This is a genomic window from Rhodococcus sp. APC 3903 (assembly GCF_030407755.1).
Lineage (GTDB): Bacteria > Actinomycetota > Actinomycetes > Mycobacteriales > Mycobacteriaceae > Rhodococcus_F > Rhodococcus_F erythropolis.
On record NZ_JASDCV010000004.1, the window covers coordinates 272,374 to 293,999 of the forward strand.

The following is a 21,626-nucleotide window of genomic DNA, read 5'->3' on the forward strand; positions in this document are numbered from 1 at the left end:
TGTAAAGATGATCCGATGAAACGTACCGTCGCCGCCCTGCTCGACATCGAGATCGACGAGGCGACCAACCTGGAGTTCAAGATCGCGGTGACGCGCGCGCCGGGTGTCGAACTGCTGGAAACGATGTCGTTCGTCCATGACGGCAATCCGATCGAACCCCGTGAGATCATCGCCGAACACGGCACCCGGATTCACCTACTCGACTGTGCCCCAGGCAAACTGATCGTCAGCTACGACGCAACCGTCATCGGCCGCGCAGAACCGTCGTCGGTCGGCGACTACGACGTGTCGAAATATCTGCGCCCCAGTCGGTATGCCGAGGCCGACAAGTTCTTCGGTTTTGTCGCCGGGCAATTTGATCTCGCCACTCCCCCGGCCGAACTCCTCCTCGAAGTCACGCGCTGGGTGAGTACACATTTGAGTTATGTTCCCGGCACCAGTCGCGGCACCGACAGTGCGGTAGACACCTTACTGGCAGGCGCCGGAGTGTGCCGCGACTACTCGCACCTGACCATCTCACTATTACGCGCCGTGGGGATTCCCGCGCGCTTGGTGGCCGTCTACGCGCCGGGCTGCGATCCGATGGATTTTCACGCCGTCGCCGAAGCCAGTATCGACAACGTGTGGCGCGTTGTCGACGCAACGCAATTGGCGCCGCGCAGCAATCTTGTGCGGATCTCGACCGGGCGAGACGCCGCGGATACCGCCTTCCTCGACAACCACGGCGGTTCGATCACGTTGCATGCCTCGGAAGTTCGCGCAGTCGTCGAGGGCGTTCTCGACAACGACGACTACGCAACACTCACGTCGATCGGCTGACAAACACCTCAGGCGCTGATCTGGTTCTGCGAGGCCATCGTTCGCTCGAGGAACTTGACCGTGAGATCAACGATCGCCTTACCCTCCCGAAGAGCTTTGCCGATCACCGGGAAAGCATGGATCTGCCCACTCCAGATGTGCGTTTCGACGGCTTGTCCTGCCTTGATCAGGTTTTCGGTCATGATCTCGACGTCCGGACGCATCAGTTCGTATTCGGCGGACACCAGGAACGACGGCGGAATCAGACTGGCGTCGGCGTTGATCGGAGACTGCGCACCAGGAATCTCGTCCGGACCCTCCAGCCACCGGTCCTTGAGCTTTTCGACCTGTGACATCGGTAGGTAGGCATCGCGTTTCATGAAATCGGGATCGTGGTCCTCGAGGTTCACGTTGAGAAGAGGGGAATATCCCACCACGGCAGCGGGCCGCGTGATTCCGCACAGTGCGGCAATTTCGGCGACCTTCATGGCCAGGTAACCGCCCGCCGAATCACCGGCAAGCACAATCTTGTTCGGGTCTTCCGCTGTCTCGAGCAACGCGGTGTACGCGGCCATCGCATCCTTGACGGAGGTGCCGATGGAACCTTCCGGCAGCTGACGGTAGCGCACGGAGATCACCGGCACTCCGGCCTTCGCCGAGAGCAAACCGCACAGCGCGCGGTGCGTTGCCAGACCGCAGAAGACGAACCCACCACCGTGGAAGTAGAGGATCGTGGCTCCGGCCAACTCGCCCTGCGCTTTGCGTGGATGCTGCACCTTCTCGCTTGGCACACCACCAAGCGTGAAAGGCTCGATGTCGAGGTTCTTCGGCTTCGGCAGTTTGTCCGCCATCGCGTCGAGTCGCTCGAGTTGGCGGATGCCGCGTTCCGTGGTCGGCCAGAGGGTGAACATCGGCTTCACGAACGTCCTGGTCAGGCAGAAGATAACCCGCGCTCGGGGACTCACGTTCCAATGCCATACCGTCGAATCTCGCGTCCGCATAGCGTCCTCCCAGGTCAAGACGTTTTGTGCATGTGAGTTACACATACTTGTCGACTGCTGTTGTGAACGATAACTGACGCTGCATCAAAACGACACGACGGGTAGGCATGAATTACTCGAGCGTGTGTAAGTTCGGCTCGCAATCACGGCTGGGAGAGATAAGCGGAGAGTCCGCGGTGCCCGCCACGCATCATCGCTTCATGATTCCACTCGAATACCGGCTTCGCGATCTTCGAGGCCAGACCGAGCGCTCCGAACACCGCTACTTGTTGCCGAAAGTCGGCGACGCAGCCAGATTCAGCGGGGCGTACCACCCAGCTACTCCACCCGGTCATGGCCCCGGAGAGGCGCACTTGCAGATGGCGGGCAACGGGGTCTTCGACCTCGCGTCGCCCGAAGACGAGCAGCGTCAGAGGGACAGCGCTGCGGATGGCCATGGAGCCCGAGTGCTCGTCGGTCGCCCGGACTCGGCGTATCTGAGGCCACCACTGCGAATACCGCTCGGCATCCGCGAGAACGTCGTAGACGCGGTCGGCAGAGGCCGGGAGCGTCCAGACGCTGTGGAAGTCGAAGTCGGTCACGATCAGGCCGTCTGAGCAGCAGCAGTCACCCATGCACCGTAACCCGAACCTCGGGTGCTTACACGCCTGGCATGCTCAGTATTCGAACGTCTCCACCCGTCGCAGGATCTCCTCCGCGATCTTGGCGGGACTCCCGCCCACGTCGACGACAATGGCTTGCTCGTCCGGGTCGACTGCCTCGAGCGTCGAGATCTGGGAGTCGAGGAGCGAGGCGGGCATGTAGTGATCGAGGCGGGCGGTCAATCGCTGGCCGATCTGATCCCGCGAACCGGCGAGGTGCACGAATACGACGTGCTCACCGCGAAGCACGTCGCGGTAGCTGCGCTTGAGTGCCGAACACGTGACGATGCCCGGCTGACCGGCGTCGGTATGGCTCTTGATCCAGACGGCGATCTTGTCGAGCCAGGGCCAGCGATCGTCGTCGTTCAGCGGATGCCCGGTCGCCATCTTGTCGATGTTCGCCTGCGGGTGCAGATCGTCGCCTTCTTGAAGGTCCCAGCCCATCGCTCCGGCGAGCATGCCCCCGACCGTCGACTTTCCCGAACCCGAGACACCCATCAGGACGAGCACGGGATACTGCTTCTGCTGTGCCGCTTCGCTGTTCATGTGCTCGCCTACCTAGATGAATGCGCTCAACACGAGCACTCCGGCCAGGCCCGATACCGAGATGATGCATTCCATCACGGTCCAGGTCTTGAGGTTCTGTACCACGCTGACGCCCAGATACTCCTTCACCAACCAGAATCCGGCGTCGTTGACGTGCGAGAGGAAGAGCGAGCCTGCGCCGATCGCCAAGACCATCAGCGAGACATGTGCGGACGAGAGGTCGGCCGCAACCGGAGCGAGGATGCCCGACGCTGTCACCGTTGCCACCGTTGCCGAACCCGTTGCGACGCGGATCAATACCGCTACCAGCCAGGCCAGGAACAGCACGGGAAGGCTGCTGCCCTTGATCGCGTCGGCGATCACTCCGGCGATACCGGTGTCGATCAGGACCTGCTTGAAACCGCCACCGGCGCCGACGATCAACAAGATGCCTGCGATGGGAGGTAGGGAACTCTCGAGTGACTTCGAGATGGCCTTGCGGTCCATTCCGCCGCCGCGACCCAGCAGCACCATTCCAACCAGAACCGCGAGACCCAAAGCCACAACGGGTGTTCCGAGGAAGTCGAGGACGGATTTGGGGAGTGCCTCGGAATCGGGTGCGATCACGTCGGCGAATGCCTTGCCCAGCATGAGAACAACCGGGAGGAGGATCGCTGCGAGAGTCGCCGCAAACGAAGGGCGCTGCTGCTTCTCTTCTTCACCTCGATCTTCGCCTGTGACAAAGAGATCCGGAACCTTCACGTCGACCCACCGCGCTGCGTACTTGCTGAAGACCGGACCGGCGAGAACAACAGTGGGGATCGCGACGAGGACACCGAGCGCGAGCGTGAGGCCGAGGTTTGCGTTCAATGCCGAGACTGCAACCAGCGGCCCTGGGTGCGGGGGAACCAACCCGTGCATGGCCGAGAGGCCGGCGAGGGTGGGGATCGCGATGCGCATCAGGGACAATCCGGATCGCCGCGCGACGAGGATGATGACCGGCATCAACAGAACGAGACCGATCTCGAAGAACATCGGCAGACCGATGACAGCGCCGACCAGAGCCATGGTCCACGGGAGTGCCTTGGTGCTGGAGCGGCCGACCAGTGTGTCGACGATTCGGTCGGCACCACCGGAATCGGCGAGGAGTTTGCCGAACATCGCGCCGAAACCGATCAGGATTCCGACGCTTCCCATGGTCGATCCGAAACCGGTGGCGAATGCTGCAACCGACTCTGCCGAACCGAGGCCGGCCGCCAGACCGACACCTACCGCGCCGATGGACAGCGCGAGGAAGGGATGCAGGTCGAGCCAGGTGATCAGCGCGATGATGACCGCGACGCCGGCGACTGCAGCGATGATCAATCGTGCGTCGCTACCAGCGGGGACGACCTCGGCCGCCAGCAATGCTGTGGTGTTCATAGGGACTCCCAGTCCGATGAGTGATTGAGGTCACTGTTCCTTAATTAACCTACAATTTCAAGAGCAGACACTAATTTGTAGTATTTATTCGCCTTGCACCGGGCTTACTCCATACGCATGGGACGATCTACGTATGCCTTCTGTCCCGTTTCAGCAGTTACACGACTCGATGCTGGAACAGCTCGGCCAAGACATAGTCGGTGGCGTTCTCGCCCCGGGAACCACGATCTCCGCCGACGAGGTGGCAACGCGCTACGACGTGTCGCGAACCGTCATCCGCGAAGTTGTCCGCGTTCTCGAATCTCTCGGATTGGCTTCGGTTCGTCGACGCGTCGGAATCACCATCCTGGGCTCCGAACACTGGAACTCGCTCGACCCCAATGTCATCCGCTGGCAACTGGCCGGTCCTGATCGGTTCGAGCAGCTTTCGATCCTGAGTGAACTCCGTTCCGGTATCGAACCCCTGGCGGCGCGACTGGCCGCAACTCGCGCAACACCCGAGCAGTGCGGCGCTCTGACCGCAGCCGTCATCGGCATGTCAGCTACCTCTCGCGCTGCCGATACCGGTGCCTATCTCGGCCATGACTCCGACTTCCACCGCACCCTGCTCGCCGCCTCCGGTAACCCGATGCTGCGGGCGATGTCGCAGATCGTCGTCGAGATACTCGAAGGCCGCACACGCCACTCCTTGATGCCCCACGAGGCCGACCCCGAAGCGATTCACCTGCACGGAGTGGTCGCATCAGCCATTCAGTCCGGCGACGCCGACGCTGCAGAAACCGCGATGCGCTCGATCGTCGCGGAATCCGCAGAAGCGGTCGAAACAATGCGCGAAAGCCCCGAACCGCCGCCTCATCTGTAAGTCGAGCCACAGACTCGCCGGAATTGGCCCGCAACTGCTCCGCAAGTGGAACGCTTGGCGCCATGACAGCACTCGCTACCCAGAACAGCGCACTCTGATGGCCCGCCCGGTACGCGTCGTCGTCCTCGGTGCCGGATCGTGGGGAACCACGGTGGCCGGCCTCGCTGCCCGCAACACTCCCACCCTGCTGTGGGCACGAAATTCCGAAGCGGCTGACGAGATCAATTCGCAACGGACCAACTCCAAATACCTTGGTGAGCGCAAACTTCCCAAGGGACTCAAGGCAACCTCGGATCTGGTCGAAGCCGCTCGTGAAGCGGACGTACTCGTATGTGGGGTGCCTTCGCACGCCGTTCGCGCCACCCTCGCCGAGATCGCCAACGAGGTTCGGGCGTGGGTCCCGGTGTTGTCACTGTCCAAGGGCCTCGAGCCCGGCACCCGGCAGCGCCCCACCGAAGTGATCGCCGAGTGCCTGCCCGGCCATCCCGTCGGACTGCTCGCGGGCCCCAACATCGCCAAAGAGATCGTCGACGGCATGGCCGCGGCATCGGTCGTGGCCACCCAGGACGATCGCGTCGCCGCCGCGCTGCAACCCCTGTTCGCGTCGTCGGTCTTCCGCGTCTACCGCAACACCGACGTGCTCGGCTGTGAACTCGGCGGCATCCTCAAGAACATCGTTGCCATCGCCTCGGGCATGGCCGACGGCCTGGGAGTCGGGGACAACACTCGTGCGATGGTGCTCGCGCGCGGTCTCGCCGAAATGACCCGACTCGGTGAAGCGATGGGCGCCAACCCGCGCACCTTTGCCGGCTTGACGGGCGTCGGCGATTTGATCGCCACCTGCATGGCTCCGACTTCTCGCAACCGTCGCGTCGGCGAAGCTCTGGCGCAGGGATTGACCGTCGAGGAGGCGGTCGCCAAGCTCGGCCAGGTCGCCGAGGGAGTAAAAACTGCCCCTACCGTCATGGATCTGGCTCGCGAATACGGAGTCGACATGCCGATTGCCGCGGAGGTCGAGGCCGTCATCGGTGGTCGCCAAAGTGCCAGCGACGCATATCGCGGACTTCAGAAAGTTGCCCCGGGCGGCGAGCACGAGGTGGCGTGAGGAAGATCTACAGGTATCTAGCGATTTGGCTAGATACCTGTAGATCGCCCGAGATCACGGAATTGGAGCGTCGACGAAGATGTCGATCGCCAACGGTGACTGACCGCCGTACTGCGAGAAGTCCGAAATCCCCGCCTCGCGCAGGACATCGACGTCGAGCACCGTCCGACCGCTTTCCGTGCCGGCGGGACGTCCGAGAATCTCGACAGCCGCATCGGCCATGATCTCGGGTGAACGCGAGTGATCGATACTGTCGTCTCCCCCGAGCAGGTTTCCGACGGCCGCCGTGGCGATCATGGTCTCCGGCCACAGACAATTACTCGAAATCGATGCACCTGAATACTCCGCGGCGATACCCAAGGCCGCCAATGTCATTCCGTATTTGGCCAGCATGTAGCCCGGATGAGCACCCAACCAGTGCGGCGAAAAGTTGAGCGGTGGCGACAGCGTCAATACGTGCGCGTTGGCCGAAACCCGAAGGTACGGAAGGCACGCGCGGGTGAGCGCGAAGGTGCCACGGACGTTGACCTGCTGCATCAGATCGAATCGCTTCATCGCGAGGTCTTCGGTTTTCGAAATGTCGAGGACGCTCGCGTTGTTGACCACGATGTCGATACCGCCGAAGTGCCCTACCGCTGCATCGACGGCGTGCGTGATGTCGTCGTCGTTCCTCACGTCACCGACGACGGGAACGGCATGACCCCCAAGCTCGTTCAACTCGTCCACAGCCGTGTGGATAGTTCCGGGCAACCGGGGGTCAGGCGTATCGGTCTTGGCGAGCAACACGATATTTCCGCCGCGGCGCGCTATCGCACGGGCGATGGCAAGTCCGATGCCACGGCTTCCCCCGGACATGATGGCGGTTCGTCCGCGGAAGTTCTTGTCGTCCAAAACGAATCCTTGTCATCGTCGACGGTCTTCGTCGCTGCGGATGTGGCCGCGGGAAGTCCCGGCACGACCACTCGTCGACTTCCACGATATGAGCGCCTTCACGCGATGACTACGGCCGCGGAGCATCAACAATCGTTGATCCATTGTCCCGTCAGGACAACTGATCAATGCGGTCAGCCACCCACCGGGCGCAGGATCCACCATCCGCCGAGCACGAGCACCGCGACGTTCACGAGCAGAAACAAACCGACCCAGACGATCGCGGGTATCGGTGAGAGCCTGGCCAATTGGTCGGCGTCCGAGTCCGGTGCCCCGCCTCGCCGCATTCGCTGCCGTTGAAGTTCCACGACCGGGCGCGGTCCGGCAAAGAGCAGGAAGAGCGTCAAGAAGTAGGCAGCAGCCACCTGCTGCTCCTGGGTCCCCCACCAGACGAGTCCGAACAACACGGCTCCCACCACGGCAAGTGAGAAGACTCCGTAGAGGTTTCGGATCAGAACCATCATCACCGCGATCACGAATACGCCGATCCACAACACCGAGACCGCACGCTGCGCGCCCAACAACCCGGCCGCGCCGAGTCCGAGAATCGACGGTCCGACGTACCCCGCGAACGTCATCAGAATGACGCCAAAGCCGGTCGGTTTGCCCGACGAAATCGCGACACCCGACGTATCCGAATGCAGGCGAAGACCTTTCAACCGTCGACCGACCAGGACTGCGACGATCAGATGAGCGCCCTCGTGTGCGATGGTGACGACGTTGCGGGCGATCCGCCACAGGTGTGGTTCGAGAACGATGATCACGGCGATCAACGCGGCCAGTTGAACCACCCACGCCGGCGGATTGGGACTGAGCGCCGCCACCCGATCCCACGCGGTTTCGAGCGCGTTCACTCCGCTTGTCCGCGCAGGTATCGGCCGAAGTGCGGGACCGTGAATCCGATGGACCCACGTTCTGCCGAATAGATCAGTCCCTTCTTGATCAGTCCATCGCGTGCCGGCGAAAGGGAAGCCGGCTTGCGCCCCAACTCGACGGCGATCTTCGCGGTTGCGACGGGTCCGTCGTCACCGGCGAGATCGGCCATGGCGCGCATGTACTCACGCTCCGCGGGCGTTGCTCGCTCGTACCGTGATCCGAAGAAGCCGACAGCGAGTTCTTCCTCAGCCGTCGGCGCGCCGACGCGCACGTCTTCTGCCGTGATCGGACTCGACGCCGCCACATCCCACGTGGCCTTTCCGTAGGCCTGAACGAAGTACGGGTACCCGTCAGCCGCTTCGTACAGAGCGTCGAGCGCAGATTCGGTGAACTCGACGTCCTCACGCTCAGCAGGCGCAATCAGTGCCTGATCTGCAGCTTCCCGCTCGAGCCGATCGATGCGGTGGTAGCTGAACAGGCGCTCCGAGTAGCTTTTCGACGCCGACAGCACAGCAGGCAGATGCGGAAGCCCCGCCCCGACGACGATCAACGGTGCCGCGTCCTGACTCAACTCGTGGCAGGCCCCGCAGATCGCCGAGACATCCGCGGCACCGAGGTCCTGCATCTCGTCGATGAAGATGGCGATCCCGACGCCGACATCCCTGGCCAGCGACGACGCGTCGAGCAGCAACTCGACGAGGTCGATCTCGATGTCGCCGCTGTCTGCCCGACCCTTGATCGCGGGTGCATCGATGCCTGGCTGCCAGCGCTCGCGCATTCCCTTGTCCGCAGTGGCGCGTAGGGCAAACGATTTGAGGACTCCGAGGAACTGCTCGACCCGCTCGGGATCGCGATGGGAGACCGCGATCTCTCGGACTGCCATGTGCAGCGCCGACGAGAGTGGGCGTCGTAAATCCTGATCGGGGCGCGCCTCGATCTTGCCGGTCCCCCAGCTTCGGGAGATCGCGGCCGAACGCAACTGATTGAGCAGGACGGTCTTGCCGACGCCACGCAAGCCGGTGAGGACAACACTTCGTTCCGGGCGGCCACGCGCAATTCGCTCGAGAACGACGTCGAAGGCGTCGATCTGCTTGTCGCGCCCGGCGAGTTCCGGCGGGCGTTGACCGGCACCGGGGGCATACGGATTGCGCACGGGGTCCATGCCCATCGACGGTACAAGCAGAGTAGACGAATATCCCGCTCTCTAGCGCGTGTCCTAGAGAGAACTAGGAACCGCAATATCGGCTCGACCTTGTCGAACCAGGCTCCCGGCATCGTCGTCTAACCGTCCAGGCTCGACGCTCGGGCGAAGTCCCCGGCCACTTGGGCCCCAATTGCCCCGGCCAGAATGATTGCCGGATGCGCCGCGGCAAGATAGAGCCCCGACACGCCTTCGGCGAAGCCCAGCAGCGGGCGGCCACCACGCGGGATGGGACGGTCAGCGACTACCGCCTCGATCAGTTCCACTTGGTCACCGTCCACGAGCTGACTGCGGATCGCGTGCAGCGTCGGCCCCGCAAGCTCACGAGCATCTCCGGAGAACCCGACCGGAACATCTTCAGCCGCAATCAGTGTCGTGTCGTCCAATTGCCGGATCTCGAAATCCGGAGTGGAGAGTATTCCGTTCACCAATGGGTGGGGCGTCGAGAATCTGATGAGGCAACACGGGGAGGCGTCGACCTCGACGTCGACTCCCGCCGACGCCGCGAGTCCAGGGATCGCGGTACCCGCAGCGAGCACGGTGGCCGATCCGTAGACGGGACCGTCGGCAGTCATTACTCCGTACACTCTCATGCCCTCCGTGAGCACCCCGCGCGCACTGACATCGGAATACACTGTGGCACCGCACTCTTCGGCACCTCGCAGGAGCGATCGAGCGAACGCAACCGGGTCAACGCCACCGTCATCAGGCGCGTACGCTGCGACCGAGGGGGCCGTCCGCAATCCCGGCTCACGAGCAAGGATTTCCTCTTTACCGATGAGGTCGACGGGATGGCCGAGTGCTCGATGAGCATCTACGAACGCTCGAGTCTCCGCTTCCGTCTCTTCCCAGGTGATCGCGCCTCTGCGGCGCAAACCGAATGGCTCGACGAGTTCGCGCTCCAGGCGGTCGAATTCGACTGCGGCGCCTTGCCGGAACGGATCTGAGTAAGTTTCTGCGGCGCTCTTCGAGAGGCCGACCCAGGCAAAGGAGTTGCCGGTCACCCCTCCTGCCACCGAGCCGTGCTCCAGCACGGTGACTCGGAGACCAATGCGCGCCAGGTGATACGCGATCGACGCGCCGACGACACCGGCACCAATCACCAGGATCGGTCTGTCGTTTCGACCATTCGGATGCGTCACCAGTGGACCATATCTGCGAGCCGCGACCTGGATCCACTCAATTTGGATGCGAGGACTTCGGCGTTAGCGGAGGACTAGGCCTGTTCCCGCTCGGCGTACATCGGGAACGATACGGTGTGCTCATGCTCTGGCGTTGGTTCGCAGTCGTGATCGTCATCCTCGCTGTTGCCGGCATTTGGCACGTGACCATCCCCGACCGTCCTGTTGCCGCAATAGTCGACGCCGAGACGCTGGGGTGCGCGACCCCGTATCCGATCGGCCCGCTCCAGACGACACCAACTGCGACAGTTCCAGACGATTTCGTACCCGTCGCCGCAGTCACGTGCGACCCGTATGTCAGCGACAACGTGGCAGCCGACCGAACCGTCAGCTTCTCTGCTCATCGTTGGGAGGGCGATTTCAGTCGGGCGGTGGAAATGCTGAACCGCTCGTCCGCGCACAAGACTTGGTTCCCCGAAGGCTGCGGTGACAACTACAGCCTGGCTGTCCTGGACCAATTCTGGTTGGTCGACGATCGAGGCCGAGCAACTCGGCCGGGGTATCCCTCCGATTCGTGTGGACTACCAAAACCCGGTGGCCTGGCCGCCATCAAGGAACTGACACCGGTCGGCAGTACCGAACACCGAATAGCGTTGTCCGACGACCAGATCTACGAACTGTCGCATTGCCGGCCGGCCTACCGACCAGCCACAACAGGTACCGCGGCGCTGACGTCGCTGTCGGCGGGCAGCGTTTTCTGCCGATTCTCCGCCACCGAATTCGTAGGCACATCGTCTACGACGGAAACCTTCGACGGACTTCCACCCGCTCCCGACTGTGACGCGGTGGCCACCGAGGTGGCGTCGACGATCTACGTGGACCGTCCTACGAACGAGGAACGATTACTCACCGTCGAGATCGACGGCTGTCGGCGCGTCATCGCCGACGGATACGCACCGATGCAAGCGTCGGACGAGCTGTTGGTGTCTTTCCGGTAGTGCTGCGCCACAATGCAGTTGATCTCCTGCCCGGATGCGTAGGTCCCGATGTGACCAGTGACAGCCCGCAACCCTGTCAGACGCCCGGGAACTGAAGCTGCGCTTGGGTCTTTCCCAGAACCGTCTGGCCCTTGTGCATGACGGTGACATCGATACGCACAGTCCGCGTTGTGGAGTCGATCCGCGCGATCTTCGCAGCGATGGAGAGATCAGCACCATCGACGGCATCGACTACGACGGGCCGAGTAAAGCGAGTTTCATACGAGATCACACCGCTCGGGTCACCAACCCAGTCGACGATGGCCTGCAAAGCAATTCCGGCAGTGAGCATTCCGTGCGCCAGAACTCCCGGTAGCCCAGCCGCAGTAGCGATTGCGTCGTTGAAATGGATCGGGTTCATGTCGCCGGAGGCACCGGCGTAGCGAACTAGGTCATCACGAGTGAGGACCAGATCAACCTTCGCGACGATGTCACCAAGGACGAGGTTTTCGAAAACCGGCACGACGGGTACGGTCATGCGCCTTCTCCTCGCGCCAGCAGGGTCGAGGTGACCGTTGCGACCAAAGCGTCGGTCACGTCGTGGATCTCGGAAACTGTCGACAGGATCGCACTGCCTGCTCGCACTGTCACCCCTGTAATCGTCAGTGTCGTAGACAGGTCATCGCCGGCGACTATCGGACGCTGATGCTCGATCTTCTCGGAAGTATGGACCACACGAGTCGGATCGAGCCCAGTATCCGGCGTGCGCAGCAGTGCCATGATCGCTCGCTGCTGGACAACGGTTGTGAATGTTGTCGGCGCGATGACATCGACGAACCCGGCCTCCCTGGCGACACCGACATCATGGTGCAAGGGATTGCTCGAACGCACCGCCAGAGCGAACTCGCGAATCTTTTCGCGCCCGACAAGGTACGAAGACGAGGGAAACACCCGGCCGGCGAGCGCTGGGTTCACAGGAGACATCCCGGAATACTAACGGCGGCCGACTTCGGGTTCATTCGTGGCCTGAGGTCTCGTCGGCCCGAGAATGCGATCGAGGAGACGCTCAACCAACTGGGCCGCCAATTCTGCTGTGGCGTAGCCGGGAAGCATCCCCTGGGCGAGCCCGGCGACAGCCGCCAGAATGAGCTCGGCGTCGAGGTCGGGATCCATTGACGGCGCAACCGCGTCCCGATTGGTCACTCGTTGAAGCTGGCCGGAAATGAGCACTGTCAACTCTCTTGGGGCAGTGAGGGTTTCCTCGGCGGCGATTCCTTGTCCGGTCAGTGCGGCAGCGTGGAAGGCACCGAGAACAATCGCTTCCTCCCGACGTTGTCGATCGAGTGGGAGCATGCCGACAAGGAACGCTGAAATAACCTCGCGGGGTGTCGCTTCCGCGCCAAGAACAGACAACTCCTGCATCAAGCGAGCACCCGCATCCTGACGCACAGCTTGATGCGTCGCGAGAAGGAATTCCCGCTTCGTGCCGAAGTAGTACTGCACAAGTCGCACCGAAATCCCAGCCTCGGCAGCAACGGACTGAAATGTCACCGCCGCGAGCCCACCGTCGACAATCACTCGCCGCACCGCATCGGTGATCTCCCGTTGCCTCACTTCATGGTCGACCAGTCGCGGCATGAGGCTGTCCTTCCCCTTTCGAATGGATGACTTTGACTCGTTAATGATACGCACGTACCGCATTAGTGATACGGTCATACCATCAAAATTGAATGCAGCGAGAGGGAGGCTCATGCCGAAGATCGGACGATTCAAGAACGAAGCATCAAAGCAGGCGTACGAGAGCATCTACCGAGAACTGGAGGGCACCTGGCCGGTTCCGTCGACACAACTCGACGTGCCGACATCGTTCGGAACCACCCATGTCCGTAGGTCGGGGACCGGCACGGAGACGCCGATCGTCCTGCTGCACGCAGTCGGCGCCAATTGTCTGCAATGGCACATCGTCATCGAGGACCTGTGCCGGGACCGAGTCGTTTATGCGCTGGACACGATCGGTACTGCAGGCCGCAGTGTGCAGACCGCTCCATTGACCGGGGAATCCGACTTCGCCACCTGGGTGGGCGAGGTATTGAACGAACTCGGGGTCGATCGCGTCCACCTGGTCGGCTACTCGCATGGTGCGTGGCACGCCGTTCTAGTAGCACTTCACGCCCCTGAACGACTGGCGAGTGTGACCCTAATCGAACCGGGCGGAGTCTTCGACAAGCCCTCGTGGCGTGTGCTGCTGAAGATGGTCCGCGCCGGTATGCGCCGCACCGACAAAAATATTCGCAAGCTCAACGATTGGCTGTCCCCCGGGTACGTCATCGGCGATCGCGAGTTCGCTTTGGTTACAGAGGCATTGAACTACCGGCCCGGTGTCGGGTGGGCACGAATGCTCAAAGATGCAGAAGTGCAGTCGATCTCGGTTCCAATGCTCGTAATCTCCGGCGCTGAGACGGTGGTCTCCAGCCCCGAGCGGGTGGCCGCGAGGTTAGCTGATCTTGTACCTGAAGCCGAAGTGGAGATTTATGCCGGAACCGGCCACGGAATCCTGGGACACATACCTGATCGGGTAATTCCCCGACTCATGAAGTTCGTCCGCAATCATGACGACGCGAAGCGGACGTGATCTCGCGGACCAGCCGCCGACAAGGTAGTGATGAAGCCGGTCAATCAGCCGGCCAAGGCGGTACAACTGACAGATGAGAACATTCCTCTCCGACCGCCGCGGTCAGGTAATGGTGGCCGTTGCCGCCGCCATTTTGGTCGTAGCGGGAGGTCTGTGGTGGACGAAGACCATCTCCTTCACCGAAACTGCAGTAGTTCAGTTCAGTAGTAATCGAACCGGACTCTACGACGGGTCCCCGCGCGATGCGTACATCGGTGATCGGGAAGCCTCCAACGGCATGTCCGTTCCTGCTGAAAAACTCGCGCAGATACTCGGTGGCAGTGCTTCCGACTACGAGTCCGATCTGACGATCACAGATGCGGACGTACCTGGGCTCGCGGTGACTGCCCGAGGTCGAACCCCCAGCGCTGCCCGAGCATTGGCGACCGACGCCGCCGAAGCTCTCTGTTCGATGTTCGAAGAAGCCAACGCAATGACTTCCGGAGGGTTCACGTTCACCGTCGTTCCACCGGGGAACTGACGGATCTATGGTCAGTAGCGCGGCCGCACCAGGTTTATGCCTGTTCGCGCTCGGCTGCGAGGGCGACCGCCTGTTCAAAGGTATGGACGAGCACTGCACGTCGAGCGACCTTGTGATCCTCGTCCGGTTCGAGTTCGTCAATGTAGCCATCCCACACGCGCAGATATCGATCGCGCCAGTCGATCAGCACTTGTGTCGATGGAAAGGTCACACCGACTCGTTTCGTCTGGGCAATATCGGTGAGGATCTCGAGCCACGCCGGCACCATCTCCCCGCCCCATTCATCCGGCTCCAGACTCGAATCATCTTCGAACTCGGCAGTGATGTCGTCCACGATTCGACCGGTCAGGGCCCCCAACCCATCCGCGACGGTGTCACTGTCAAAGTTTCCCGGACCCCAGACTCCCACAAGCCCTCCCATATCGATTGCGGATAAATTCAGGTCGACAGTCGCGTTCCCGTCGCAGCAGGCCGTGAGCGTGCCCGCAGTCGCAGGTCGGCAATTGCAAATTGGAGAATCTGCCGCCCGCTCAGTCAGAGCTTGCGGTCATTGGCGCCCGCCCAAATCGGACTGTCGACTATCTTCCGAAACTTCGGCGACCCGCCGATTGCTGAGATTTTGAGCATCAACCAGTTCCAGATTCTCACAGCCACCTCCACGTCGTGTTTCACCGTCAACACTAACCGACCGGCAGGACTCTTTCGGCTACCGGTACACCACTATGCGTCGACCAGTTAGATCAGGTGTGAACTCGAACTGGCGCAACAGATCGCCGGGAACTGAAGGAGCGCTTGGGTCTTTCCCAGAACCGTCTGGCCCTTTGTGCGTGACGGCGATTGGTTCTGGGTGCATCGATCCGGTCGGAAGCACTGCGATGTTGTCGGCACACGGAATTGCGCTCGGTGGAGATCGAGGATCCGTATCCACGGGTGTCGCAGGCAATTCCTGAAGATTCGTAGGGGAATTAGCTGCGCATCGCCACCCCCAACAGCGATTCCGTCGATCGTGTAACAACCACACGAAGAACAGCCATCGATCTCCGAAAGGAAGCCTGATCCGGCGAGACCGCAAGGTAGTGTCACATCTGCCCAGCAAAACTCGCCACGATCTCGAGAAGACGGTCGGCTCTGCCAACTGCCACCGCTGACGTTACGACGTTGCTGGGCAGGTGTTTACGAAGAAGGATTTCGCACGCGGGGTACCGATCACTGATGGGACTGATCACCCCTTCTCTGAAAGATGTTGGTAACGAATCGAACCCCGAGCATAGAGGTGCAACGATTGGGCGAGTTGATTCAACGCCCCCGGTGTGCGATCTATCTATTTGCGCCAATCATCCTCGGTAACGGTTTAATTCGCCGAACGGGGCCGGGTACTGCAATAGCTGGTCGAGTATTCGATCACGCGTCTTACGCTAAGGAAGGACCGAGAACATGACTGAAGTAATTTCGTGGATTGTCCAGAATCCGATTGGTGCCGTCGTCGCGTTTGTTGCCGACATCGTAATATTGACGATGTCGTCTGTCGCGGGATACTCGTAACCGAATCCGCCCGTCCTTCACGGTATTCCTAAGTCGAGGAACTACATTCGAAACGCAGAGGGCAACCAACCGCAGCGTACCGTCGGCGCTCGTCACTGACCTTTCGTGGCCTCATATGCCCAACTGCGCCGGGTCCGTACTGACGTCCCTCGTGTCGAGTGTCATACCACCAGTTTCAATCGATCACGCCATCACTACTCAGGAGGAATCACAATGGGTTCGATCAACGCATTCAACGAATGGGTCAACCAAGCTACGTATGCGGGCGACCCGTTTGCCACCGCCATAGCGATCGTCCAGTTCTTCGCGGTGAGTCTCGTCAACCTGTTCACCGGCGGCCCCATTCTTTAAAGGAGCCCACTCGGTTCCACTTCTGCTCGGCGTCCATCGCAGCCTGTTCTTCGGCTGTACAGCTCCGCGCGAAGGGGGCCGGGACATCGCTGACGAGCATGATGCGTAGTTCGGCCTCGCGGATGGTCAGTGAACGCAGTTTTGGACGGTCGATCAGGACGAGTCGCCATCGGAGCGAATGAACACCGAAGTGCCCAAGCATGTTCGACGCTTGGGCACTGTCGGGATTGTTACCCGTCAGTCGGGGTGGGCTCGGGGTTTTCCTGGATGTATCGCAGATCGCGAACCCGTACGCTATCGCAATGGACTTGATGGTCTGGATCGTCACGACGCCATTTCTTGCGGCAGCACTGGCGGGTGTGATGCGACGAACGCTGGGGACGAGAGTCGGATGGCCACGAACACTTCTGGTCGCGGTGATAGCGCTCTCGGTGGGTGTCCCCCTGTCTGGCTACGCCGCGACATTCGCAGGAATTGCCAGCCAGGACGATCAACTTCTGGTGAGCGTGGGAACAGCACTCATATTCTTCGGAGTTGTCGCGATATGGGTGTTCGCAGCATGCCTGGCCGCATTGGTTTTCCTCGAAGTCGTGGTTCCTACAGGATCCCTACCAGGTCCGTCGGAAGCATTGCGGCGCAGCCGAAAATCGTGGCGCCGAACGAAGCGGTACGTCCAGATCATGGGCATCGTCGTGCGAGCGGGAGGCGGGCCCGCTCTCCGTGCTGGGCCGTCAGCGCCTCAGTTCGGGGACGCACTGGTGGAAGTAATCAACCGGTGCGGTGTCACTTTCGTCAAGTTGGGACAGATCCTCGGCACGCGAGACGACCTCATACCACCCGAGTTGGCTCACACCCTCTCTTCTCTGCAAAGTTCGGCACGCCCGGCTGATCCCGACCGTATCGCGGAGCTACTGGCATCGGAACTCGGCGACGCACCAGAGTCGGTGTTCGCGTCGTTCGATGTGGAGCCGTTCGCCGCCGCCTCTGTCGCACAGGTACATTCCGCGCGCACCGTTGAAGGCGTCGACGTTGTGGTGAAGGTTCAACGTCCCGAGGCGAGCGCACAAGTGAGCGTGGATTGCGATATCTTCCTTCGCGTTTCGGCGCTCGCGGAGACCCGTTTTCCCTGGGCACGCGATATCGGAGTTCATCGACTCGCCGGGGGCCTCGTCACGTCACTACTCGAGGAACTCGACTACCGCACCGAATCAGCGAATACCAGCGCGATTTCTTCCACCATGTCGAACCGCCCGGATATCGTCGTTCCGCACATCTACCCCAACCTCAGTAGTGGACGGGTGCTCGTGATGGAACGGCTTCACGGCACACCGCTCTCCGACGGTGAGGCCGCGCTCACCGGCCTCGACCGCGACACCCGCAGCAGCGTCGCCAACGAACTTCTTGCGTCGTTGCTCGACGGGATCTTTGTCCACGGGGTGTTTCACGCGGACCTGCACCCCGGCAACATCATGATCCTCGATGACGGCCGGGTCGGGCTCCTCGACTTCGGCGCAGTAGGGGTTCTGGACGGCGAGACACGGATCTTGTTCGCAGTGCTCCTCAACGCTGCCCTCGCAGGTGATCCGGTGGCGACAGTCGACGCCATGATGATGGCATTCGACGTACCGCCCGAAGTTGATCGCGGAGCACTACGTCACCAGGTGGGCCGAGAGATCACCCTGCTCAGTGTCCAACCCAATGTTTCCATGGCATCGTTCGCGAGAATGTTCACCGTGCTTCGAGAACACCGAATCGGAGTGCCGGGAGACGTTGCCGCCGCTTTCCGTTCGCTCGCGTCTTTGGAGCGCGCCCTCCGGCTCCTGGATCCGCAGATCGACCTCGTCGCTGCTGTTCGGGCCGAAGTACCCCGACTGTTGACCCAGGTCGCCAGCCCGACTGCAGCCGCGCAGGCAATCCTGTCGACGACGGCGGTCACAACCGCGGTGGTCAGGCGCCTGCCTGGTCAGCTCGACCAGATCGCGACCTCGATCGCATCGGGAAGCTTCACACTTCGCACACGCTCGGTCGCACACCCCGACGACAGGCGATGGCTACGACGGTCGGCGAACAACGCCCTGGGTATGGCGGCGGGAGTGACCGCGCTGATTGTCGCGGCGATCCTTCTGTTCGTACCTGGTGGACCACAACTCACACCTCAGCTGTCGGCCTACGCACTCGTGAGTGCGGTACTGGGCTTCGTCGGCGTCGTTCTGTGCATGCGGACCGTGTTCCGTTTGTTCACACTCGACAACAGGTAACCGAGAACTGATTTTCATCGCTTGATCTCGATGTCGTCGAAGTCGAGCGCCAGGAGCGTCGGCCGCGAGAGAACGCGGCCGCCTGGCCCTCTCGGGAGCACACGTCGTCGAGTGGGAAAGGTGAGACCGTCGAACTCGCGATGCTGGTCGCAGTAGAGAGCAGCTTTCGCCCAGCTGCCTACCGGTTCGGCGACGAAGTCGTGACGGCGGATGAGGCCACCGTTCTCGACATAGAAAGTCTGCTGCCGGCAATGGGTATCGATCGCCGGCGCGAACGTTGCCTGAAGTCGTCGCCATTGCTGCCCGGATTCCTGCCAAGGTTCGGCTTCGGCGACAGTGATGTCGTCGCGGGCGAGCAGCAGCGGTGCCGTCAGATAGTTCCAAAAGGCGTAGCCGGCGAAGTAAGCGGTGTCGAGTGCGTCCCAGTGGAGGTTGCGCCGGACTCCACTCAACCCGAAAAACGCTGAACGTGGGTTGGTTCGACTCCCGAGTTCTTCGCCGTCACGAGTTTCGATCCGCACGACCCCCTTGTCGAACACAGCGCACTCGCCGACACGCGGAAAGTCTTGGAGGACAGTGCGTTGCTCGGCGACTTCAACCTCGACCGTGAACTTCGCCAACTTGTTGCCTGGGAAGCGCTGAGGCAGCAGACCGCCCAAACGTCCCCGTGCCGTGATCGCTGAAATGGACTGCCAATGTTCGACTCCGCCATGTGCGGTGAGGACTTCATCGAGTAGTTCGTTCATATGTCGACGCTCTCCGTCCCCTGACGGAACTGTGGAAATCAGCGATCAGACGGACGCGTAGTTGTAGTTGCGTTCCTGCCGCGGTACCACTGCCACCCCGCGGTGATGATGACAGCGCCGGCAAGGGACCCGAGGATGCCGCTCGGGCGCAACGATAATCCGTCGCCTGCAATCAAACTCACAAGCAATCCGCCGACCAGCGAACCACCAATTCCCGCGATGAACGCGAAGGTCCAGTCCACTCGTGCGGTCGTTTTCCCCAGAATCAGCTGGGCTCCCGCTCCGATGACGATCCCGAACAGGAGTATTCCGATGATGAGCATGAGACAAGGCCCTTTCGTGGAGTGACGACGCAAGGCGCGAACGACTTACTCTGCACCATCTTTCCGGTATGTCTCTTATGTCGTGGTGAAATCCGTGTGAAAGATCGTCGTCGCCCATTCCACGTTGCTAGGTCGATGCCAGTGTCGTCGCCCAGCGGTAGTCCGCCTTACCGGCCGGGGTTCGCTTGACTTCATCGACAAGCACGATCGTGCGCGGCACCTTGTAGCCGGCCAACGTCTTGCGGCAATGTTCCTGTACCGCTTCGAGAGTCAGCTCGTCGGATCCGGGGTAGGTCGCGATCACCGCTGCGACCTGCTGCCCCATGCGCGCATCGGGTGCGGGAACAACGAGCGCGTCGGAGATCGCCGGATGTGCGTGAAGGGCAGCCTCGACCTCCTCGGCGAAGACCTTCTCGCCACCGGTGTTGATGCACTGCGAGCCACGGCCGAGGAAGACAATGGTGCCGTCTGCTTCCACCTTGCCCATGTCGCCGAGCACCGAAAGGCGGGTGCCGTCGGCGCGGGTCGGGAACGTGCGGGCGGTCTTCTCTTCGTCCTTGTAGTACCCGAGCGGGACGTTTCCGATGCGCGCGATGTAGCCCACGTCGTCGGAGCCCGCTGGAATCTCTTCGAGGCGCTCGTCGACCAGAATCATGTTCGGCGAGGGCGGCATTCGCAGATTGCCCGCCTCGTCGATGGAGAAGGCGCCGTCGTTACCGGACTCGGAGGCTCCGAAGTTGTCCCGCAGCAGCAGGTCCGGCTTCACCGCCAGCATACGATCCCGAACACTCGTGGACCAGATCGCGCCACCCGAGGTGATCGAGAACAGGGTGCTGAAATCGACCTCGTCTTTGCGTCGTTCCATCTCGTCGACCAACGGCAGTCCCATGCCGTCGCCGACGATCAAGATCACCTGTACCGAATCCTTCTCGATCGCTTCGACGACCTTCTCCGCGTCGAACTCGCGTCGTAAAACAACTCGCGCACCAAGGGTGAGGAAGGTGAACAGCGAGTACAACGCGGCGCCATGCATCAGCGGGGCTGCAATGAGGAACGAAAGTTCCGGAAATTCCTTTGCAGCACTGGCAATCTCGGCGAGGTCCTGTCGCGCTCCCTCACCGTACGGATTGCCGCCGGAGAGCGGCTTACGGAAGAAGTCGTCATGACGCCACATGACACCCTTCGGGTATCCGGTGGTCCCGCCGGTGTAGAGGAGGTACACGTCGTCGCCAGAACGAGCGTCGAACTCCCCCACCGGCGACTGTTCACGAGCGTCGTCGAACGAAACCACAGAAACTTCATGCGCTTTTGCTGCGGCGACCAGTTCGGCGTCGATCTCGCCGATCACGATCACCGTCTTCACCTTCGGGCATGCACCGAAGAGGGAAGCAAGGACACGCTGATGCTCGGGGAGTTCCACGACCACTGCGACCGAGTCGGAGTTGGTGAAGATGTACTCGAGCTCCGCGGGTGTGTACCGGTAGTTCACGTTGATCGGGACCGCACGGATCTTGATCAACCCGAGGATCGACGTGACATGTTCGACGCTGTTCTTCAGGAACAGGGCTACATGATCGCCGCTCGAGATGCCGGCTTGCGCGAACAGGTTGGCCGTTCGGTTAGCCTCCGCATCCAACTGAGAGTAGGAGAAATTCTCTCCCTCGTAAGTCAATGCAACGCGATCAGGGACTGAGCCGGCAACGGTCTCGAATATGTCAGCAAGATTGAACTGCATTGTCTTTCCTTTCAGAGTCCGCGCCGCGACATCGAGGCAGATAACCCTGAATCTAGAACA

The 21,626-nt window shown here is 61.5% G+C and carries 23 protein-coding genes; 8 read left to right on the plus strand and 15 right to left on the minus strand.

Annotation, left to right across the window (positions count from 1 at the left end):
• Positions 1-15: 15 nt before the first annotated feature.
• Entirely contained in the window at positions 16-819 is an 804-nt protein-coding gene (locus tag QMA15_RS08060) for a transglutaminase-like domain-containing protein (RefSeq protein ID WP_279163526.1), read from the plus strand.
• Between the two features lie 8 nt (positions 820-827).
• Here QMA15_RS08060 and QMA15_RS08065 read toward each other — a convergent pair whose 3' ends face one another.
• From QMA15_RS08065 to QMA15_RS08080, 4 genes are all read right to left on the minus strand, one after another.
• Positions 828-1,799, minus strand: a complete 972-nt coding sequence (locus QMA15_RS08065) for an alpha/beta hydrolase (RefSeq protein WP_279163525.1) — start codon at positions 1,797-1,799, stop codon at positions 828-830.
• A gap of 143 nt (positions 1,800-1,942) precedes the next feature.
• Positions 1,943-2,380, minus strand: a complete 438-nt coding sequence (locus QMA15_RS08070; RefSeq protein ID WP_269576819.1) for an SRPBCC family protein — start codon at positions 2,378-2,380, stop codon at positions 1,943-1,945.
• Between the two features lie 75 nt (positions 2,381-2,455).
• Positions 2,456-2,986, minus strand: coding sequence for a gluconokinase (locus QMA15_RS08075; RefSeq protein WP_020909302.1), 531 nt, complete (start codon positions 2,984-2,986; stop codon positions 2,456-2,458).
• A 12-nt stretch (positions 2,987-2,998) separates the two neighbouring features.
• Positions 2,999-4,387 carry a gluconate:H+ symporter gene (locus tag QMA15_RS08080; RefSeq protein ID WP_019745529.1) on the minus strand — a complete coding sequence of 463 codons (1,389 nt, stop codon included), beginning with the start codon at positions 4,385-4,387 and terminating at the stop codon, positions 2,999-3,001.
• Between the two features lie 133 nt (positions 4,388-4,520).
• Here QMA15_RS08080 and QMA15_RS08085 point away from each other — a divergent pair, with 133 nt between their 5' ends.
• Together QMA15_RS08085 and QMA15_RS08090 are read left to right on the plus strand one after the other, a co-directional pair.
• Positions 4,521-5,249: an FCD domain-containing protein gene (locus tag QMA15_RS08085; RefSeq protein WP_020909304.1), complete on the plus strand. Its 729-nt coding sequence runs from the start codon at positions 4,521-4,523 to the stop codon at positions 5,247-5,249.
• Between the two features lie 97 nt (positions 5,250-5,346).
• Entirely contained in the window at positions 5,347-6,354 is a 1,008-nt protein-coding gene (locus QMA15_RS08090) for an NAD(P)H-dependent glycerol-3-phosphate dehydrogenase (RefSeq protein ID WP_019745531.1), read from the plus strand.
• A 54-nt stretch (positions 6,355-6,408) separates the two neighbouring features.
• Here QMA15_RS08090 and QMA15_RS08095 read toward each other — a convergent pair whose 3' ends face one another.
• The 4 genes from QMA15_RS08095 to QMA15_RS08110 form a co-directional block, all read right to left on the minus strand.
• A complete protein-coding gene (locus QMA15_RS08095; RefSeq protein WP_279163524.1) occupies positions 6,409-7,245 on the minus strand; it encodes an NAD(P)-dependent oxidoreductase in 837 nt (278 codons plus the stop codon).
• 173 nt (positions 7,246-7,418) lie between these two features.
• Positions 7,419-8,138, minus strand: coding sequence for a M50 family metallopeptidase (locus tag QMA15_RS08100; protein WP_003940327.1), 720 nt, complete (start codon positions 8,136-8,138; stop codon positions 7,419-7,421).
• On the minus strand, positions 8,135-9,322 hold the full coding sequence (locus QMA15_RS08105) for an ATP-binding protein (protein ID WP_007729973.1): 1,188 nt from the start codon (positions 9,320-9,322) through the stop codon (positions 8,135-8,137). The genes QMA15_RS08100 and QMA15_RS08105 overlap by 4 nt, the downstream gene beginning before the upstream one ends.
• 119 nt (positions 9,323-9,441) lie before the next feature.
• On the minus strand, positions 9,442-10,503 hold the full coding sequence (locus QMA15_RS08110) for an FAD-binding oxidoreductase (protein WP_279163523.1): 1,062 nt from the start codon (positions 10,501-10,503) through the stop codon (positions 9,442-9,444).
• Between the two features lie 122 nt (positions 10,504-10,625).
• Here QMA15_RS08110 and QMA15_RS08115 point away from each other — a divergent pair, with 122 nt between their 5' ends.
• Positions 10,626-11,480, plus strand: a complete 855-nt coding sequence (locus QMA15_RS08115; RefSeq protein WP_279163522.1) for a hypothetical protein — start codon at positions 10,626-10,628, stop codon at positions 11,478-11,480.
• Positions 11,481-11,556: 76 nt separating this feature from the next.
• On the opposite strand, the gene QMA15_RS08120 is transcribed toward QMA15_RS08115, so the two are convergent.
• The 3 genes from QMA15_RS08120 to QMA15_RS08130 are packed head-to-tail and all read right to left on the minus strand — an operon-like array spanning position 11,557 to position 13,097.
• The gene (locus QMA15_RS08120; protein ID WP_279163521.1) at positions 11,557-11,997 is read right to left on the minus strand and encodes a MaoC/PaaZ C-terminal domain-containing protein; all 441 of its coding nucleotides are present in this window, start codon (positions 11,995-11,997) and stop codon (positions 11,557-11,559) included.
• Positions 11,994-12,443, minus strand: coding sequence for a MaoC family dehydratase N-terminal domain-containing protein (locus QMA15_RS08125; RefSeq protein WP_019745537.1), 450 nt, complete (start codon positions 12,441-12,443; stop codon positions 11,994-11,996). Before QMA15_RS08125 ends, QMA15_RS08120 begins: the two co-directional genes overlap by 4 nt.
• Before the next feature lie 9 nt (positions 12,444-12,452).
• Positions 12,453-13,097 carry a TetR/AcrR family transcriptional regulator gene (locus QMA15_RS08130; RefSeq protein WP_021331849.1) on the minus strand — a complete coding sequence of 215 codons (645 nt, stop codon included), beginning with the start codon at positions 13,095-13,097 and terminating at the stop codon, positions 12,453-12,455.
• A gap of 112 nt (positions 13,098-13,209) precedes the next feature.
• Here QMA15_RS08130 and QMA15_RS08135 point away from each other — a divergent pair, with 112 nt between their 5' ends.
• Together QMA15_RS08135 and QMA15_RS08140 are read left to right on the plus strand one after the other, a co-directional pair.
• The gene (locus QMA15_RS08135; protein WP_021331848.1) at positions 13,210-14,091 is read left to right on the plus strand and encodes an alpha/beta fold hydrolase; all 882 of its coding nucleotides are present in this window, start codon (positions 13,210-13,212) and stop codon (positions 14,089-14,091) included.
• A gap of 73 nt (positions 14,092-14,164) precedes the next feature.
• On the plus strand, positions 14,165-14,611 hold the full coding sequence (locus QMA15_RS08140; protein ID WP_134771703.1) for a hypothetical protein: 447 nt from the start codon (positions 14,165-14,167) through the stop codon (positions 14,609-14,611).
• A gap of 34 nt (positions 14,612-14,645) precedes the next feature.
• Here the strand turns inward: QMA15_RS08140 and QMA15_RS08145 are convergent, their stop codons facing one another.
• On the minus strand, positions 14,646-14,945 hold the full coding sequence (locus QMA15_RS08145) for a DUF4259 domain-containing protein (protein WP_223304584.1): 300 nt from the start codon (positions 14,943-14,945) through the stop codon (positions 14,646-14,648).
• A 1,421-nt stretch (positions 14,946-16,366) separates the two neighbouring features.
• On the opposite strand from QMA15_RS08145, the gene QMA15_RS08150 reads away from it, so the two are divergent.
• Both QMA15_RS08150 and QMA15_RS08155 read left to right on the plus strand, forming a co-directional pair.
• On the plus strand, positions 16,367-16,504 hold the full coding sequence (locus tag QMA15_RS08150) for a hypothetical protein (RefSeq protein ID WP_021345701.1): 138 nt from the start codon (positions 16,367-16,369) through the stop codon (positions 16,502-16,504).
• Positions 16,505-16,806: 302 nt separating this feature from the next.
• Positions 16,807-18,762, plus strand: a complete 1,956-nt coding sequence (locus tag QMA15_RS08155; protein WP_290283846.1) for an AarF/UbiB family protein — start codon at positions 16,807-16,809, stop codon at positions 18,760-18,762.
• Between the two features lie 14 nt (positions 18,763-18,776).
• Here QMA15_RS08155 and QMA15_RS08160 read toward each other — a convergent pair whose 3' ends face one another.
• The 3 genes from QMA15_RS08160 to QMA15_RS08170 form a co-directional block, all read right to left on the minus strand.
• Entirely contained in the window at positions 18,777-19,508 is a 732-nt protein-coding gene (locus QMA15_RS08160) for a hypothetical protein (protein WP_290283848.1), read from the minus strand.
• 38 nt (positions 19,509-19,546) lie between these two features.
• Positions 19,547-19,831 carry a hypothetical protein gene (locus QMA15_RS08165; RefSeq protein WP_003939785.1) on the minus strand — a complete coding sequence of 95 codons (285 nt, stop codon included), beginning with the start codon at positions 19,829-19,831 and terminating at the stop codon, positions 19,547-19,549.
• 127 nt (positions 19,832-19,958) lie between these two features.
• Positions 19,959-21,566 carry an AMP-binding protein gene (locus tag QMA15_RS08170; protein WP_029256389.1) on the minus strand — a complete coding sequence of 536 codons (1,608 nt, stop codon included), beginning with the start codon at positions 21,564-21,566 and terminating at the stop codon, positions 19,959-19,961.
• Positions 21,567-21,626: the final 60 nt, after the last annotated feature.